This is a genomic window from Novacetimonas sp. GS1 (assembly GCF_036686925.1).
GTDB lineage: Bacteria > Pseudomonadota > Alphaproteobacteria > Acetobacterales > Acetobacteraceae > Novacetimonas > Novacetimonas hansenii.
Genome location: NZ_VSZP01000001.1, coordinates 1,765,308 through 1,782,361 on the forward strand (window position 1 = coordinate 1,765,308; position 17,054 = coordinate 1,782,361).

At 60.0% G+C, this 17,054-nt stretch carries 14 protein-coding genes; 12 read left to right on the forward strand and 2 right to left on the reverse strand.

The window, feature by feature from the left end; translation table 11 throughout:
• Nucleotides 1–6 precede the first annotated feature (6 nt).
• From FYB92_RS08115 to FYB92_RS08135, 5 genes are all read left to right on the forward strand, one after another.
• Nucleotides 7–1,317: a YeaH/YhbH family protein gene (locus FYB92_RS08115; RefSeq protein ID WP_332828452.1), complete on the forward strand. Its 1,311-nt coding sequence runs from the start codon at nucleotides 7–9 to the stop codon at nucleotides 1,315–1,317.
• Nucleotides 1,314–2,888, forward strand: a complete 1,575-nt coding sequence (locus tag FYB92_RS08120; protein ID WP_003620381.1) for a SpoVR family protein — start codon at nucleotides 1,314–1,316, stop codon at nucleotides 2,886–2,888. Before FYB92_RS08115 ends, FYB92_RS08120 begins: the two co-directional genes overlap by 4 nt.
• Before the next feature lie 151 nt (nucleotides 2,889–3,039).
• Entirely contained in the window at nucleotides 3,040–4,542 is a 1,503-nt protein-coding gene (gene guaB / locus FYB92_RS08125) for an IMP dehydrogenase (RefSeq protein ID WP_003620379.1), read from the forward strand.
• 30 nt (nucleotides 4,543–4,572) lie between these two features.
• A complete protein-coding gene (locus tag FYB92_RS08130; RefSeq protein ID WP_332828453.1) occupies nucleotides 4,573–5,868 on the forward strand; it encodes an RsmB/NOP family class I SAM-dependent RNA methyltransferase in 1,296 nt (431 codons plus the stop codon).
• 145 nt (nucleotides 5,869–6,013) lie between these two features.
• Entirely contained in the window at nucleotides 6,014–7,843 is a 1,830-nt protein-coding gene (locus FYB92_RS08135; RefSeq protein ID WP_332828454.1) for a sodium:proton antiporter, read from the forward strand.
• Between the two features lie 12 nt (nucleotides 7,844–7,855).
• On the opposite strand, the gene FYB92_RS08140 is transcribed toward FYB92_RS08135, so the two are convergent.
• Nucleotides 7,856–8,323 carry a L,D-transpeptidase gene (locus FYB92_RS08140; protein ID WP_081254484.1) on the reverse strand — a complete coding sequence of 156 codons (468 nt, stop codon included), beginning with the start codon at nucleotides 8,321–8,323 and terminating at the stop codon, nucleotides 7,856–7,858.
• Between the two features lie 219 nt (nucleotides 8,324–8,542).
• Here FYB92_RS08140 and FYB92_RS08145 point away from each other — a divergent pair, with 219 nt between their 5' ends.
• Nucleotides 8,543–9,259, forward strand: coding sequence for a response regulator transcription factor (locus tag FYB92_RS08145; protein ID WP_003620373.1), 717 nt, complete (start codon nucleotides 8,543–8,545; stop codon nucleotides 9,257–9,259).
• 269 nt (nucleotides 9,260–9,528) lie between these two features.
• On the opposite strand, the gene xth is transcribed toward FYB92_RS08145, so the two are convergent.
• Nucleotides 9,529–10,323 carry an exodeoxyribonuclease III gene (xth, locus tag FYB92_RS08150; protein ID WP_062808996.1) on the reverse strand — a complete coding sequence of 265 codons (795 nt, stop codon included), beginning with the start codon at nucleotides 10,321–10,323 and terminating at the stop codon, nucleotides 9,529–9,531.
• Nucleotides 10,324–10,745: 422 nt separating this feature from the next.
• Between xth and uvrC the strand changes: the two genes are divergently transcribed.
• From uvrC to FYB92_RS08180, 6 genes are all read left to right on the forward strand, one after another.
• A complete protein-coding gene (gene uvrC / locus FYB92_RS08155) occupies nucleotides 10,746–12,671 on the forward strand; it encodes an excinuclease ABC subunit UvrC (protein WP_003620371.1) in 1,926 nt (641 codons plus the stop codon).
• Between the two features lie 93 nt (nucleotides 12,672–12,764).
• A complete protein-coding gene (gene pgsA, locus FYB92_RS08160; protein ID WP_003620370.1) occupies nucleotides 12,765–13,364 on the forward strand; it encodes a CDP-diacylglycerol--glycerol-3-phosphate 3-phosphatidyltransferase in 600 nt (199 codons plus the stop codon).
• 106 nt (nucleotides 13,365–13,470) lie between these two features.
• A complete protein-coding gene (locus tag FYB92_RS08165; protein ID WP_003620367.1) occupies nucleotides 13,471–13,995 on the forward strand; it encodes a hypothetical protein in 525 nt (174 codons plus the stop codon).
• Between the two features lie 47 nt (nucleotides 13,996–14,042).
• A complete protein-coding gene (moaD, locus tag FYB92_RS08170; RefSeq protein ID WP_003620365.1) occupies nucleotides 14,043–14,297 on the forward strand; it encodes a molybdopterin converting factor subunit 1 in 255 nt (84 codons plus the stop codon).
• A 7-nt stretch (nucleotides 14,298–14,304) separates the two neighbouring features.
• A complete protein-coding gene (locus FYB92_RS08175; protein WP_075595288.1) occupies nucleotides 14,305–14,796 on the forward strand; it encodes a molybdenum cofactor biosynthesis protein MoaE in 492 nt (163 codons plus the stop codon).
• Nucleotides 14,797–15,094: 298 nt separating this feature from the next.
• Nucleotides 15,095–16,957 (forward strand): ribonucleoside-diphosphate reductase subunit alpha, encoded by a 1,863-nt coding sequence (locus FYB92_RS08180; RefSeq protein ID WP_003620361.1) that lies wholly within the window; start codon nucleotides 15,095–15,097, stop codon nucleotides 16,955–16,957.
• Nucleotides 16,958–17,054: the final 97 nt, after the last annotated feature.

Consider the following 17,054-nt stretch of genomic DNA (forward strand, 5'->3'; position numbering starts at 1 on the left):
TGCGCAGTGGACATCATTGACAGACGTTCCAATCCCCATGGGAAAAATATCGAGAACCGGCGTCGCGTGATCGAACGCGCCCGCGACGCCGTCCAGAAATCCGTGCGCGAGGCCATAGCGCACGGCAGCATACAGGAGACCGGACATGACAGAAGCGTCACCGTACCGGCGGATGCGCTGCATGAACCCTCGTTCCACCGGGTTTTCAGCGGGGGCAGCCGTCACTTCATCCTGACGGGGAACAAGGAGTTCTGCCGTGGCGACAAACTGCAACGTCCTCCTGCCGGTGGTCAGGGCGGTGGCGGCACGGGGGAGGGAAACCCGTCGGACGCGGGGGAAGGGGAAGACAGCTTCCGCTTTGTCCTGAGCCGGGAGGAATTCCTCGATCTGTTCCTGGACGATCTTGAACTGCCTGACCTGGTCAAGCGTGAACTGTCCACGACCGAGACGACGGCCCCCATGCGCGCGGGGCTGAGTAACGAGGGGTCCCCATCTCAACTGGACCTGTCGCGCACGATGCGCCGGTCCATTGCCCGGCGTATCGGCCTGCGTCGCCCGCGCCCCGATGAAATGGTGCAGGTGGAACAGCGCATCGAGGCGCTGGAGGCGCAACGCCCGTTAAGTGCGCACGACCTTGATGAACTGCATCAGTTGCGTGAACAGCGCACAACAATGCAGCGTCGGCTTGCACGCATTGCGTGGGTGGACCCCGTTGACCTGCGTTACCGCCGCCACGCCGTGGTGCCACAGCCCGTCACACGGGCGGTCATGTTCTGCCTGATGGATGTTTCCGGCTCCATGACCGAACGGATGAAGGATCTGGCCAAGCAGTTTTTCGCATTGCTGCACGTATTCCTTGAACGGCGTTACCGCACGCTGGATATCGTGTTCGTGCGCCATGCCGAACGGGCGGAAGAGGTGGATGAAAATACGTTCTTCCACGACCCCAGCACAGGGGGCACGCTGGTGTCCTCAGCGCTTGAACTGATGGCTGATATCCAAAAGAAGCGCTATCCGGTCCAGAGCTGGAACATCTATGCGGCGCAGGTATCCGACGGTGACAACCTGCCTTCGGACATGGCCCGTGCCTGCGGCATATTGACCGGGGATATCCTGCCGAACGTGCAGTATTTCGCCTATATCGAGGTTTCGGCCTCTGGCGCGGTGATCCGGGGACAGACCGACCTGTGGCGTGCCTATCACGATATTTCCATGCATGTTCCCCACCTTGCCGTCCGGCGTGTCACCGAACGCAAGGATATCTTCCCTGTCTTTCGTGACCTCTTCTCGCAGCAGCCTGAAAGGGAAAACGCATGATGGACCTTCGCCCCGCATCCCCTGTCACAGGCACATGCTCCGGCCTGCTCTATCAGGGCAACGACTGGAATTTCGAGATATTGCGCGACTGCTATGATGCCGTGGCGGACATCGCGGAACGTGAACTTGGCCTGACGACCTATCCCAACCGGCTGGAAATCATCACGTCTGAACAGATGCTGGATGTCTATACCGCCCATGGCATGCCGCTTGGCTATCGGCACTGGTCGCTGGGCAAACGTTTCATTGCCCATGAAAATGCCTATCGCCGGGGCATGATGGGGCTGGCGTATGAGGTCGTCATCAATTCCGACCCGTGCATCAGCTATTTGATGGAGGAAAATTCCGCCACGATGCAGACGCTGGTGATCGCGCATGCCGCGTTCGGCCACAATCATTTCTTTCATAACAACCGCCTGTTCCGTGAATGGACCAACGCGTCGGAAATCCTCGATTACCTGGAATTCGCGCGTGGCTATATCCACCAGTGCGAGGAACGTCACGGCATCGCGGCGGTGGAACGTATCCTTGACGCCGCCCATGCGTTGCAGGGGCAGGGGGTGCATCGCCATTCGGGCTCAAGACGCCTTGACCTGCGTGCGGAACAGCAGCGCGCACAGGCACGACGCCTGCATGAGGAGGCGACCTTTAACGACCTGTGGCGCACCGTGCCCGTCGATGAAGAGCAGCAGCCCGACACCACATCGAACGACCCGATGCGCCGGCGCCTTGGCCTGCCGGAAGAAAACCTGCTCTACTTTCTTGAAAAACATGCGCCGCTGCTTGCCCCGTGGGAGCGCGAGGTCATCCGCATCGTGCGCATGATCGCACAGTATTTTTATCCCCAGCCACAGCTCAAGATGATGAACGAAGGATGTGCGACATGGGTTCATGATTACATCATGCGTCGCCTGCATGAAAACGGGCGTATCGACGACGCGTCGTATCTGGAGGCGATCCATTCCACCAGCAATGTCATCACGCAACCCGATTTTGACGCGGGCGGGGGGCCGTCGTTCAATCCCTATGCGCTGGGCTTTGCGATGATGGGTGACATTGCACGTATCTGCACGTCGCCCACGGCAGAGGACCGTGCATGGTTCCCTGAAATCGCGGGCAATGACCGGCCCATCGAAACCCTGAAACATGCATGGGCCGAATTTCGCGACGAAAGCTTCATCCTGCAATATCTGTCCCCTGCTGTGATGCGCAGGTTCCGCATGTTCCGCATCCATGACGATACCGCAGCGCCATACCTGTTGGTGGATGCGATCCATGATGACGCCGGATATCGCGATATCCGGCGCACGGTGGCGCAGAACCACGATCCCGCCAACATGAATGCGGAAATCGAGATCACCGGCGCCAACATGCATACCGACCGTATGCTGACACTGGAACACCGCACGACGCGGGGGCACCAGTTCCATGCCGATGACGCGCGCAGGACATTGCAGTACATGGCGGACCTGTGGGGGTATGGTGTTCAGTTGCTTGAACGCGATGCGGATGATGGCACGGTTCTGGCGACCTATGAGGCGACAGGGCGTGGGGGCGTGCGGCGCGGATGACCCCCTGACATTTTATTTTCCATGCCGAATCCGGGCCAAAGGATGCGCACAACGCTTGCAAGGCCCCGATTCACGGCTTATGAGGGTGCGCCAACGGTCGGGTACCCGCGGCACTGGGGACCCTCCACTGTCTGATTGAGGTTCCTGCAGCATGTCTTCCACGACGAAACCGGTTTCCATTCCCCGTATCGAGGATCGTATCCGCGAGGCCCTGGCGTTTGACGACGTGCTGGTGGTGCCCGATGAATCCAACGTCCTGCCTTCGGAAACTTCGACCAGAACGCGCCTGACGCGCCGGATCGAGCTGAATATCCCGCTGGTCTCTTCCGCCATGGATACCGTGACGGAAGATAACATGGCCATCGCCATGGCACAGAACGGTGGCCTGGGTGTCATTCACAAAAACCTGACGATCGAACAGCAGGCCGAGCAGGTCCGTCGCGTCAAGCGCTTTGAATCCGGCATGGTCGTCAACCCCGTCACGGTTTTCCCCGACCAGACACTGGCGGAGGTGAACGCCATCATGTCGCGCCATGGCATCAGCGGCCTGCCGGTTGTGGAACGCGACACCACGCGCCTTGTGGGAATACTGACCAATCGTGATGTGCGTTTCGCCACCGATCCGGGACAGCGCGTTTATGAACTGATGACCCGTGAAAACCTGGTGACCGTGCGTCAGGATGTCGCGCGGGAGCAGGCACGCCAGTTGCTGCACCGTCACCGGATTGAAAAGCTGCTGGTCATTGATGACGAGGATCGCTGCGTCGGCCTGATTACCGTCAAGGACATGGACAAGGCGGTGATGCACCCCAACGCCAACAAGGACGAGCTCGGCCGCCTTTTGTGTGCCGCGGCGACCGGCGTGGGCGAGGACGGCCTGACGCGTGCGCGCGAACTGATTGACGCCGGGGTGGACGTCATCGTGGTTGATACCGCCCATGGCCATTCACGTGGCGTCCTGACCTCCATCGAGAAGATCAAGGCCATCCGCGAAGACATCCAGATTATCGCAGGTAACGTCGCAACGCCGGAAGCGGCGCGCGCATTGATCAAGTCGGGTGCCGACTGTGTAAAGATCGGCATCGGGCCGGGCTCGATCTGCACCACGCGTATCGTGGCGGGCGTGGGCGTGCCGCAGTTTTCCGCCGTCATGGAAACATCGGCCGCCTGTCATGAACTCGATATCCCCGCCATTGCGGATGGTGGCATCCGTACCTCTGGCGATATCGTGAAGGCCATTGGCGCGGGCGCGGATGTCGTCATGATCGGGTCCCTGCTGGCCGGGACCGAAGAAGCCCCCGGCGAAGTGTTCCTGTATCAGGGGCGCACGTACAAATCCTATCGCGGGATGGGCAGCCTGGGCGCGATGGCGCGTGGGTCGGCCGACCGTTATTTCCAGCAGGAAATCAAGGACACCCACAAGATGGTGCCCGAAGGGATCGAAGGCCGCGTCGCCTATAAGGGGGCGATGGGGGCTGTCATCCACCAGCTGGTGGGCGGCCTGCGCGCGGGTATGGGCTATACCGGTTCAGCCACCGTCACCGACCTGCAGCAGCGCGCGCGGTTCCGCCGCATCACCGGCGCGGGCCTGCGTGAAAGTCACGTTCATGACGTGTCCATCACGCGCGAAGCGCCGAATTACCGGCAGGATTGACGGCATCATTACAAAAGCGATTACACGTCCATGACCCCCAGTGCACGGCTGTCGGCCGCCATCGACCTTATATCCGCGATGGAGGCCACGCCGTTCCGGCCGGCCGACGCGGTTGCCAATTCTTTTTTCCGCGAACGCCGGTATATCGGCGGGGGGGACCGCAGGGCCATTTCCTCCCGGGTCTGGGATACCCTGCGCCATTGGCGTCGCCTGTGCTGGTGGATTGAACGGGCCGACGCCCCGGTCACGCCGCGCACCCTTGTACTGGCGCTGGAGGTTCTGGCGCGTCAGGACCGGATGACACCGGAGGAACTGTTCAGCGGGGAACGTTACGCGCCGTCCCGCCTTGATCCGCAAGAACGTGCCCTGTGTGCTTTCCTGCGGGGCAAGTCGATGGACCATCCCGAAATGCCACGGGCGGTCACGCTGGAGGTGCCTGACTGGCTGCTGCCCCGGGTGGAGGCCACCTTTGGCGCGCAGGCCGATGCGGAACTTCAGGCGATGATGGGTGAGGCCACGTTGGACCTGCGTGCCAACCTGCTCAAGACCACGCGGGAAGCTGCGCGCATGGCCTTGGCGCAGGAGGGGATCACGACGCAGGACACCACGCTTTCGCCATGGGGGCTGCGTGTCGCGGGGCGGCAGCCTGTGACCTCCACCGCAGCGTTCCGTGCCGGGCTGATTGAAATCCAGGACGAAGGCAGCCAGCTTGTCGCCGCCGCCGTGGGGGCAGAGCCGGGCATGCGGGTTCTGGATTACTGTGCCGGGGCGGCGGGCAAGACGCTGGCGATGGCCATGACGATGAATAATCGTGGCCACATTGTCGCCTGTGACGTGTCCGAACCGCGATTGGACGGGGCGGTGCGGCGCCTGCGCCGTGCCGGCGTGCACAATGCCGAACGCCATCTTCTGGCAACGGGTGACAAATGGGCACGCAGGCGTGCGGGCAGTTTTGACCGCGTGCTGGTGGATGCACCCTGCACCGGGACGGGCACATGGCGGCGGAATCCAGATGCACGCCTGCGCCTGCGGGAGAGTGATCTGCTCGAACTGATGGAAAAGCAGTCAGACATTCTGGATCGTGCGGCGGCATTGCTGCGCCCGGGCGGGCGGCTGGTCTATGCCACGTGCTCCATCCTGAACGAAGAAAACCATGACCAGATCGCGGCCTTTGTGCAACGTAACCCCGCTTTTCGGCTGGTGACGCCCCCCCAGGGCGAAGGGATCATGCCAGCGGGCCTGCTGGTGGGGGGGCAAATGAGTCTTTCCCCCCTGCGAAACGGGACGGATGGCTTTTTTACCGCCGTGATGGAACGTGTCGCCTGACAGGATTTTTTTACTCCTGATGTACGAATATCGACCCCATGCGACGGGTGTCGGCCCCATACTGGTCGATGCGGCGTAGCCCTGTTCTTTTTCCGGGCCGCGCCATCGGGGTTCCCGACAGGACATAACGATACGGGAAACATACATGCAGCATAATCTGGCGATCGGGCTTCTGTGCATTCTGGGGGGCGGCATTGCGGCGCAATGGGTCGCGTGGCGGTTCAGGCTGCCCGCCATCGTCCTGCTGTTCGCGCTGGGGCTGGTTTATGGCCCGGGCTTGGGCCTGCTGCACCCATCCGCGACGATCGGCAGCTATTTTCATCCCCTGATTTCGCTGGCGGTTGCCTTTATCGTGTTCGAAGGCGGGCTGGCGCTGAATGTGCGGCAATGGCGCACTTCGGGGGAGGGGGTGTTGCGGCTGACGGCTGTGGCGCTTCCGATCAACTGGGTGCTGGGCACCCTTGCCGCGCATTTCGTCGGCCACCTGCATTGGGGGACGTCATGGCTGTTCGGCGCGATCATTGTCGTGACCGGCCCCACGGTGGTGCTGCCGTTGTTGCGTCATACCAAATTGCGCCCACGGGTCGCGGCCTTCCTGCGGTGGGAGGCGATCGTCAACGACCCGATCGGGGCGATCCTTGCCACCCTTGTCATGGAATTCCTGCTGCTTCAGCCTTCGCCAACAGGCGATGTCTCCCTTGCGGCGATAGAGATCTGGCCACACCTGCTGTTCAGCACCATGTTTGCGATCGGCTGCGGCATTTTTCCCGCGCTGCTGGTCAAATTCCTGTCCAGTCGTGACCTTCTGCCTGAAATCCTGCGTATTCCCATCATCCTGACCTTTGCCATGAGCATGGCTGCCATATGCAACCTTGTGATGGCGAGTACGGGCCTGATGGCGGCCACCGTGTTCGGCATGGCGCTGGCCAACCTGAATGTTGTGGGCATTTCCGAACTGCGCCGTATCAAGGAATCCCTTGGTGTCATTGTGGTGTCATGCCTGTTCGTCGTCCTGACGGCCGACCTTCATCGCGATGTGCTGCAAAAATTGTCTCTGCCGATTCTTGCACTGACACTGACTGTGCTGTTCGTGGTCCGGCCGCTGGGGATTTTCCTTTCCACCATCCGGTCCGACCTGTCATGGCAGGAACGCCTGTTCGTTGGATGGATTGCCCCACGCGGGATCGTCGCCGCCGCGGTCGCGGGGGCGGCGGGCCTTCAGTTGCGTGATGCGGGTGATCCCAGCGCCGCACTGATTACGCCTGCGGTGTTTGCCGTCATCGCCACGACCATGATCCTGCACGGGTTTTCCCTCCGGCCACTGGCACGCTATCTGCGGCTGACACTGTCGGATGAACCCGCGCTGGCGATCATGGGGGCCAATGCATGGTCCACCAATCTGGCGACCACCATTCATCAGCAGGGGATTCCGGTGGTCCTGGTCGATACCTATTCCGGGGCGCTGGAAAAGGCCGACCGGCAGGGCGTGCCGACCCTGAAGGCCGAACTCCTGTCCGAAGAAGGGCTTGAACGGCTGGAGGAGCGACCTGCGGATTATCTGATCGCGGCGACGCCTGATGCGATCTATAACGGGCTGGTCTGTGCGCGGCTGGCCCCGGATTTTGGGCGGCAGCGCGTATTCCAGGTCAGTCCGGGCGTGGCACGGCTTGACCTGTATCGTGGTGTCAGCCGGGAATCGCGGGGCAAGGTCTTGGGGGAACCGTCATGGAATTTTTCCATGATTGATTCCCTCTTTGACAGGGGATGGCGTTTCCACTGTCATGTTATAACGGACCCGTTGCAGGAAAATGATATCGCGCAGGGACATGCGATGGTTTTCATGGTGATTCGCAAAGGGGTGGCGATATGGGTCATCTCTGCCGAGGATGAGGTCCGTTCCGAAGCCGGCGAGGGGGATATGGTCATCGTATTCCAGCCCCCGCCGGTTGCATCCCCTGCCCCTGTGGCGGCATAGGGGGCGCGGGATTCAGCGCGTCATGCCGGGGGGCAGGACCTCGATTTCAGACAGCCCCATTTCCAGCAGATGCCGCAGGTCAGATTCGGGCACCGCGATGCAGCCCTCGGTCGGGCGACCGCCTGTCTGGGGAAGGTGAAGGAAGATGGCGGAGCCACGTCCGCGTACAGGCGGCGAATCATTGTAACCCAGAACGACGATGATGTCGTAGACGTGATCGTCACGCCACAGGCGTTCATGCCGACCGGCATGTGGCAGGATCACATACTGGTTATAATCGCTCTCTGCCGGATCGTCACACCAACCATCGTGCGGCGATAATGGTTCCACCGGCAGGCGGCAAACCGGGGCCGCGACCCGGTCGGCACGATAGAAAACCCGCCGCAGCGGAAGGATTCCAACCGGAGTGGCATGATCTCCCTCGATTTTATGCAGTGTGACGCCATTCGCGCCAATGGCTGCGGGGATCCGCCTGTTCATGCAATGCAGTTGTGCGTCCAGACCGGTATTCGATTGCAAAATAGCGCGTATCATGAATTTCTCTGTGTAAGGTCGCATGTGTGTTATGTCCGGCCTGCGTATGGCTGGATATGGTTTCGCGATCATTGGGCGACAGCCTGATGCGACATGTTATCGTATCATGAAAGTCGAATAACCGATTCCGAATCTCGGAACGGACAAAGTTATAAAGAGGGTTCGATGGCGGGTGCACGTCCCATTCTGATAGCGGACGACGATCAGACGTTACGTCAAATGCTCGTTGAACAGCTGCAGGTTGAAAGTGAATTTGAAGCAATCGAGGCAGGGTCCGTCGCTGAAGCATGGGAAAAGCTGAATGCGCCGGGTGCCCGTTTCGATGCGATCATCCTTGATGTTTCACTCCCTGATGGCGACGGGCGGGATTTCTGCGCCGATCTGCGGCGTAAGGGGAAGCGTATCCCGATTATCATCCTGACGGGGTCGGATGATGAAACGGATGTGGTGCGCGGCCTTGATGCCGGCGCCAACGATTACGTGGCAAAGCCGTTCCGTATCGCGGAACTGCTGGCGCGGCTGCGTGCGCAGATGCGTATTTTCGAAAATAGCGAAGATGCCGTTTTTGCCATTGGCCCGTATATTTTCCGCCCTTCGGCCAAGCTGCTGCAGGAAACGGAAAAGAACCGCCGCATCCGCCTGACGGAAAAGGAAGCCGCGATCCTGAAGTTCCTGTATCGCGCCGGTACACGTCCCGTGCCACGGCAGGTGCTGCTGAACGAGGTCTGGGGTTATAACGCAGCGGTGACGACCCACACGCTGGAGACGCATATCTATCGCCTGCGTCAGAAGATCGAGCCCGATCCGACCAATGCCACGCTGCTTGTCACCGAAGGCGGCGGGTATCGTCTTGACCCCGAAGGCGGCAAGAGCGCGGCCTGATCCCGCTTTTTTCAGCTCATGTCATGCGGTGAGGGACCCTGAGTGTTTCACTGCATGGAGTGTGTGGCGGGCAGGGTCCCCAATGCTGTCCGCACGTGCCCTGTTTTCAAAAGGGCACTTCCCGGAAAAATTTGGACATGCCCTATCGACGGCCCGTTTTAAAACCGTTGGCGGCGGGTGAGGTATCCCGGCCCTACGGCAAAGGGGCGTCACCACAGGGCATCACCACAGGGGCGCACGACACGGGAGCCATGGTTATGCGGGCATGGCTATATCGCCAGGTCTACAATCACCGGGACATGGTCTGACGGCTTTTCCCAATCGCGAACGGGACGCAGGACCGACATGTCGCGTAATGCTGGCACAAGGTCAGGCGTCACCCAGACATGGTCCAGACGCCGTCCACGGTTGGACGCGCTCCAGTCCCGGTTGCGATAGGACCACCATGTGTAGAGCTTTTCATCCGCCGGAACAAAGTGCCGCATGGCGTCAACAAAGCCGCTGTTCTGCCATGCCAGCAGGCGTGACGTTTCTTCGGGCGTGTGGCTGACAATCTTCAGAAGCTGCCGGTGGCTCCAGACATCATGTTCCAGTGGTGCGATATTCAGATCCCCCACCACCACCGTTCGGCGGACATCACGTTGCGCGAACCATGCGCGGGCTTCCTCGACGAATGCAAGCTTGTGCGCGAATTTCGGATTTTCCACCGGATCAGGAATATCGCCGCCCGCCGGGACATAGAAATCATGCACGGTCACGGCGTCCGCGCCTTCTCCGTATTCCACGGCGATATGGCGGCAATCGCCCCTGTCGCACCAGTCTGGCGTATCGGTCAGCATGCGCATGGGCTGGCGGCTGAGGATCGCGACACCGTTATAGCTTTTCATGCCGCGAAAACAGACATGGGGAAATCCCAACGCCTGCACCGCGTCCAGCGGGAACAGGTCGTCCGTGACCTTGGTTTCCTGCAGGCAGACGATATCCGGCTGGTTCTCCGCGCATAACCGCTCCAGCAGGGGCAGGCGCAGACGAAGCGAATTGATATTCCATGTCATGATACGCATAGGGGTGAATTACCCATCAGCCCGCCCCTGACAAGGGCAATTCGCGCCAGGAAGCGCCAACATTTCCACGAAAATGCAAAGTGGGGACAGGAGGGAGAAGTCCAGACTTTCGTACGAAAGTAGAACAGATCCAAAAGAAGCCTTGAAATCACATGGGAAAACCTCGAAATACCCCTCAACGGCCTTCAGGTCTGAATTTTATTCACCTGAGGGCTTGACATCATTGTTTTCCAGCAAGTTGCGTGCCTGAAGGGTATCCTTTGGTCCTGCATCCATCCATAATTGTTTCATATCAAACGGTTATGCGTTGTGATGTTTTTTTGGGCAATCCAAAGGCAGGGGAGGAAAACCGCCATGCGCATGATTTTATCTGCCTCTGCTCCACAGACTTATCCACAACTTCGGTGGATGAACGATTTTCAATGATCCCGGACGAAAAGACCATCACCACGATCCCCACTTCCCCGGCCCTCCCATCGCACGAAAGCGCAACCCCGGTGGGGGTTGCCGCGATTCACAAGGCGCTCCAGACCATGCCCCTGTCACCGGGGGTCTATCGCATGCTGGGCCGCAAGGGGGAGGTGTTGTACGTCGGCAAGGCGCTCGCACTGAAAAAGCGCGTCACGTCCTATACGCAGGTTCACCGGTTGCCGGAACGGTTGCGGCGCATGGTGTCGGAAACGGCGTATATGGAGATCGTCACCACCCATACCGAGGCCGAAGCCCTGTTGCTGGAGGCCAACTATATCAAGCGCATGCAGCCGCGTTACAACATCCTGCTGCGTGATGACAAAAGTTATCCATGGATCATCCTGACCGATCGGCATGAGTTCCCCCAGATTGCGAAACATCGCGGAAAACCGGTCAAGGGTGCATCTTACTGGGGGCCGTTTGCATCCGCATGGTCGGTGAACCAGACGCTGAACCTGTTGCAAAAGGCATTCCTGCTGCGTTCATGCACCGATTCCGTGCTGCAATCACGGACACGCCCGTGCCTGTTGCATCAAATCCATCGCTGTTCCGCCCCATGTGTCGATCTGATCAGCCAGGAGGATTACGGCGCGTTGGTGCAGCAGGCGCGTGATTTCCTGTCCGGCAAAAATCCCCGCATGCATGAGGAGCTGGTCCGGCAGATGGAAGAGGCGGCAGGCGCGCTGCAATTCGAACGCGCGGCCGCCATCCGTGATCGTATCCGTGGCCTGTCGGCCATGCAGCAGGACGCCAGCGTCATCAACCCGACCACCATGTCCGATGCCGATATCGTCGCCATCTGGCAGATTGCGGGGCAGTCCTGCATCGAGGTCTTTTTCATTCGTGGCGGTCGCAACAATGGCAATCGCGCCTTTTTCCCCAGCCATGCCCGCGACGAAGGCGCGGCTGATGTGCTGGCGGCATTCCTTGCGCAGTTTTATGACGACAAGCCGCCACCGGGCCAGATTCTGGTCAATCACGCCATTTCCGATAACGAACTGCTGGGCCGTGCGCTGGAACTGCGTCGGGGGAAACGTGTTGAGATCATCCATCCGCAACGCGGGGAAAAACGCGCGGTGCTTGAACATGCCGAACTGAACGCGCGCGAGGCGCTGGAACGCAAGCTGGCGGAAAGCGCGGGGCAGGCCCGTCTGCTGCGTGGTGTGGCCGATCTTTTCGGTCTGGCAAACCCGCCCGGCAGGATCGAAACCTATGATAACAGCCATATCATGGGCTCACATGCATATGGCGTGATGGTGGTTGCCGGTCCCGAAGGGTTTGAAAAGCGGGCCTATCGTAAATTCGCCATCAAGGGGCCGGTCACGCCCGGTGACGATTTCGGCATGATGCGCGAGGTGCTGGAGCGTCGCTTCAGCCGCGCCCTGCGGGACCGTGAGGAGGGCATACGTCCAGATGACTGGCCCGATATCCTGCTGATCGACGGGGGGGCGGGACAGTATTCCGCCGTGCGCGCGGTGCTTGATGAACTCGGGGTGACGGATGTGACCCTTGTGGGGATCGCCAAGGGGATTGACCGCGACGCGGGCCGCGAATGGTTTCACACCGCGACCCGTCCACCGTTCCAGTTGCCCCCGCGTGACCCGGTCCTGTACTACCTGCAACGCCTGCGTGACGAAGCCCATCGCTTTGCCATCACGACACACCGTGCCGGGCGGTCAAAAACATTGGTCAAATCCGAACTCGATGATATTCCCGGTGTCGGCCCGGCACGTAAGCGCGCGCTGCTGAACCGGTTCGGTTCGGCGCGTGGCGTGCGTCAGGCGGGGTTGGGGGAACTGGAATCCGCACCGGGCATCAGCCGGGATACGGCACGGACAATATACGGTTTTTTCCATCCCGACTGGACCGGGGAATGAACCTTGTGTCATGCAGATGTGAGCAAATGAGCGGGCAGACCAGCGTTATAGATGTTTTTGTTTCGCGCTGTCCTTGGATATAGCTGGTGAACCATGCTTACTGACCTGCCTAATCTCCTGACCCTGTCGCGGATTGTTGCTGTGCCGGTCGTTGTGCTGCTGGTTGTCATCAGTACACCCGGCACGGACTGCGCCGCATGCGTCATCTTCATCCTGGCCGGGATTACCGATTACCTTGATGGCAAGCTGGCGCGCGCATGGCACCAGAATTCCGACCTTGGCCGCATGCTCGACCCGATCGCTGACAAGCTTCTGGTGGGGGCGTGCCTGATGGTGCTGGCCGGGCTTGCGCGGCTTCCTTATTGGACGCTCTATCCCGCGATCATCATCCTCTCGCGGGAGATACTGGTCAGTGGCCTGCGTGAATATCTGGCGACGACCAAGGTGGGACTGCCGGTTACGCGCCTTGCCAAATGGAAAACCGGGTTCCAGATGACTGCCATCGGTTTCCTGCTGGCGGGGGACAGCACCGCCAGCTTGCTGGATATCACATGGTTGCCGGTCAACCTGCTGGGGGCGATCATGCTGTGGGTTGCCGCGGCCCTGACGCTGGTGACCGGGTGGGATTATCTTTCCACCGGTATCCAGCATGTCACCCGTAACAACCAGTCGGTAGGTAATATCGTCCCCTGAATTTTCTGCTGGCGGTTCTGCCGGGTGCATATACCACTTGTGGTTGTGAGATTATGCGGGCAAATTCTCCCTATGGTTGTGCCGGCCATGAACCAGGGAGAATGCGATGCGTCCGAAAGCCCCGTTTCTACTACTCTTATGCCTGACGGGGTGTGGTGGGTTTGGCGACATTCTTGCCGATAACACGCAACTGCCTGGCAGCCTGCCCAACATGCCAAAGATGGAATCGGAAAACCTGCGTCGTTCCATGGGGCATGCCGTGGCGGAGCCCCCGATCCTGCCGCAGGGGCAGGACATATGGCCCACCAGGATACAGTCCATGCCCACGCTGGCGGATATCAGTTCGGGACGTGTGCATGCACAGTCCGGGCATTTCGTCCGTCGTTCCGCCGATGGCGCGCAACAACTGCTCGACGGGGCATCGCTCAGCATCGGTGAGGCGGATGCAGGCGATCTGCCGGCCGACCTGCCCGCCGCCATGCCGACGATACAGGACGGGCACGAGGGCAAGGGCCATCCGGCAAGAAGCCATGCCATGGCGGAAAATGCGGATATCATCGTTCCCCATGCCGATGGCGGCAAAACCGTGATCCATGCCGATGGCGCGGTGGTCGAGCAACCGCATCCCTGATATAGCGCTACGCATACCAGAACCTGACGCAGCAAAAGGGTGGGCGGATGCCGGACATTCTCTACTTCGCATGGCTACGAGACCGCCTGGGCCATGACCGCGAAGCCATAAGCCTGCCGTCCGGCGTCACGCGGGTAAGTGACCTTGTGCAGATGTTGCATGACCGGGGCGGTGAATATGGTGAAATCTTCGGGCAGCCCGAACTGGTGCGCGTCGCGGTGAACCAGTCCTTTGCAGCGCTGGATACATGCATAGGGCCCGATGACGAAATCGCCTTCTTCCCGCCGGTCACGGGGGGATAGCAGCGCCATGCCACGCATCCATATCCGCGTTCAGACCGAAATATTTGATCCCACCCATGAAAGCGCCAGCCTGCTGGCGGGACATTCCGATGTCGGGGCCATGGCGTCGTTCATCGGCATGGTCCGTGGGGATGGGGGGCTGCGCTCTCTGGAACTGGAACATTATCCCGGCATGACCGAATCGATGATGACGCGAATCGCCGAATCGGCGGCCACGCGATTCGGGCTGTCGGGCTGCACCATCATCCATCGCGTGGGACGGCTTGGGGTTGGGGCCCCGATCGTACTGGTAATCTGCACGGCAGCCCATCGTGGCACCGCGTTTCAGGCTGTCGAGTTCGTCATGGACTGGCTCAAGAGCCGGGCGCCTTTTTGGAAAAAAGAGGAATTCAGCGATGGTCGCACCCAATGGGTGCAGCCGCGCGAACATGACGCACAATGCCTGCGGCGATGGGATGACGCAGACGGGAACAGCCTGGATATTCCCGCCGGACGTTGAGCGGTTTTGCCTGCCAAAGTGGAGTGAAAAATAACTTTTTTCCTCTTGACGACGGATTGTCCAAGAGTCGGAAAAGGCCACTGCGTCCATATATATAGTGCATCAGGACGCAGATTGGTCCATATATAGCGCCATAGCAGCAATGACCGGACACATAGGAACAGGATCACCCGATCCTGCGACAAGTCACGGGCAGCTTATGGAGTTTAAGTGGATGAGTCTGGATGGCATCTCCGGTTCTACGGTCGAGGGATATAGTGACGAACACGATGCCATCCACAGAAAGGATGCGGCCCCCATGCCCGAGATGTTTGATGACGTCGTCCAGTTGCCAGACGGCTTTTCCGTCCGTGTTGACCGCAGCCGCGATGCGCTGCTGACGGCGTTTGGCAAGGCGACGCTCGATAACCGCTACCTTCTGCCCGGCGAGGGGTATCAGGACCTGTTTGGCCGCGTCGCGTCGTATTACGGCGCGGACGAAGGACATGCGCAGCGTCTGTATGACTATATCTCGCGTCATTGGTTCATGCCGGCCACCCCTGTGCTGTCGAACGGGGGCACCACGCGCGGCCTGCCGATTTCATGCTTCCTGAACGAAGCCAATGACAGCCTGCGCGGTATTGTCGATCTGTGGAACGAGAATGTGTGGCTGGCCTCAAAGGGCGGCGGGATCGGTTCCTATTGGGGCAACCTGCGTTCGATCGGGGAGAATGTCGGCCGCAATGGCAAGACATCCGGCGTCATTCCGTTCATCCGCGTTATGGACAGCCTGACGCTGGCCATCAGCCAGGGGTCGCTGCGTCGCGGGTCGGCTGCGGTCTATCTGCCGGTCTGGCATCCTGAAATCGAGGAATTCATCGAACTGCGTCGCCCCACCGGTGGTGATCCCAACCGCAAGGCGCTCAACCTCCATCATGGAATCCTGATTTCGGATGCGTTCATGCGCGCTGTGGCGGCGGACGAGGAATGGGCATTGCTGTCGCCCAAGGATGGCAGCCACATCCGCAAGGTGTCGGCCCGGTCGCTGTGGATACGCATCCTGACCGCCCGTATGGAGCAGGGCGAACCGTACATCATCTATTCCGATCACGTGAACAATGCGCGCCCCCAGCATCACAAGCTGGCGGGGCTGGAGGTCAAGACCTCCAACCTGTGTGCCGAAATCACGTTGCCGACCGGCATGGACCATCATGGCAAGGAACGTACGGCGGTGTGCTGCCTGTCGTCGCTCAACCTTGAAACCTGGGATGAATGGAAGGATGATCCGCAGTTCATCGAGGACGTTATGCTGTTCCTCGACCGGGTGTTGCAGGATTTTATCGACCGTGCCCCCGATGACATGGAACGCGCCAAATACGCCGCCGCGCGCGAACGTTCGGTCGGGTTGGGGGTCATGGGCTTCCACAGCTTCCTTCAGGCCAAGAACATCCCGTTCGAAAGCGTGATTGCCAAGGTGTGGAACAAGCGGATTTTCGAGCATATCCGCAAGCAGGCCGACGCTGCGTCCCATAAGCTGGCGCAGTCGCTGGGCGCATGTCCCGATGCCGCGGAATATGGCGTTATGGAGCGGTTTTCGAACAAGATGGCGATTGCGCCGACGGCATCGATTTCCATTATCGCAGGCAATGCAAGCCCCGGTATCGAACCAATCGCGGCCAATGTGTTCCTGCAAAAGACGCTTTCAGGGTCTTTTACGGTGCGTAATCGCCATCTGGACCGGCTTTTGACGCAAAAGGGGCGCAACACGGATGACGTATGGTCGTCCATCACCCTGAACAAGGGCAGTGTGCAGCATCTTGATTTCCTGGATCAGCAGGAAAAGGATGTGTTCAAAACCGCCTTTGAACTGGATCAGCGCTGGGTGATCGAACATGCGGCGGATCGCGCGCCCTTCATCTGCCAGGCACAGTCAATCAACCTGTTCCTGCCCGCCAACGTGCATAAGCGCGACCTGCACCAGATCCATTACATGGCGTGGAAACGTGGCGTGAAATCGCTGTATTACTGCCGTTCCCTGTCGGTCCAGCGCGCTGATGCCGTCAGTGATGGCAAGGTGAAGAACGATATCATGCAAAAGGAAACGGACGAGGCCCTGCCACCGATCCCCCCAGCGGCCCCTGCATCCTCGACGGATTACGAGGAATGCCTCGCCTGTCAGTAAGGGGACGTTTGGCAATGACGTCGTCATAAAGAACGATATGGCGTTTCAGGTGTCGCCTGCCTTCCAACAGGCGACATCTGCCAAAGCGTGTTGAAAA

What these genes read in the sequence shown, in the direction of transcription:
- FYB92_RS08120 (WP_003620381.1), top strand. Translation starts at nt 1,314, where the DNA reads ATGATGGACCTTCGCCCCGCATCCCCTGTCACAGGCACATGCTCCGGC.
- guaB (WP_003620379.1), top strand. Translation starts at nt 3,040, where the DNA reads ATGTCTTCCACGACGAAACCGGTTTCCATTCCCCGTATCGAGGATCGT.
- FYB92_RS08130 (WP_332828453.1), top strand. Translation starts at nt 4,573, where the DNA reads ATGACCCCCAGTGCACGGCTGTCGGCCGCCATCGACCTTATATCCGCG.
- FYB92_RS08135 (WP_332828454.1), top strand. Translation starts at nt 6,014, where the DNA reads ATGCAGCATAATCTGGCGATCGGGCTTCTGTGCATTCTGGGGGGCGGC.
- FYB92_RS08140 (WP_081254484.1), bottom strand. Translation starts at nt 8,323, where the DNA reads ATGAACAGGCGGATCCCCGCAGCCATTGGCGCGAATGGCGTCACACTG.
- FYB92_RS08145 (WP_003620373.1), top strand. Translation starts at nt 8,543, where the DNA reads ATGGCGGGTGCACGTCCCATTCTGATAGCGGACGACGATCAGACGTTA.
- xth (WP_062808996.1), bottom strand. Translation starts at nt 10,323, where the DNA reads ATGCGTATCATGACATGGAATATCAATTCGCTTCGTCTGCGCCTGCCC.
- uvrC (WP_003620371.1), top strand. Translation starts at nt 10,746, where the DNA reads ATGATCCCGGACGAAAAGACCATCACCACGATCCCCACTTCCCCGGCC.
- pgsA (WP_003620370.1), top strand. Translation starts at nt 12,765, where the DNA reads ATGCTTACTGACCTGCCTAATCTCCTGACCCTGTCGCGGATTGTTGCT.
- FYB92_RS08165 (WP_003620367.1), top strand. Translation starts at nt 13,471, where the DNA reads ATGCGTCCGAAAGCCCCGTTTCTACTACTCTTATGCCTGACGGGGTGT.
- moaD (WP_003620365.1), top strand. Translation starts at nt 14,043, where the DNA reads ATGCCGGACATTCTCTACTTCGCATGGCTACGAGACCGCCTGGGCCAT.
- FYB92_RS08175 (WP_075595288.1), top strand. Translation starts at nt 14,305, where the DNA reads ATGCCACGCATCCATATCCGCGTTCAGACCGAAATATTTGATCCCACC.
- FYB92_RS08180 (WP_003620361.1), top strand. Translation starts at nt 15,095, where the DNA reads ATGCCCGAGATGTTTGATGACGTCGTCCAGTTGCCAGACGGCTTTTCC.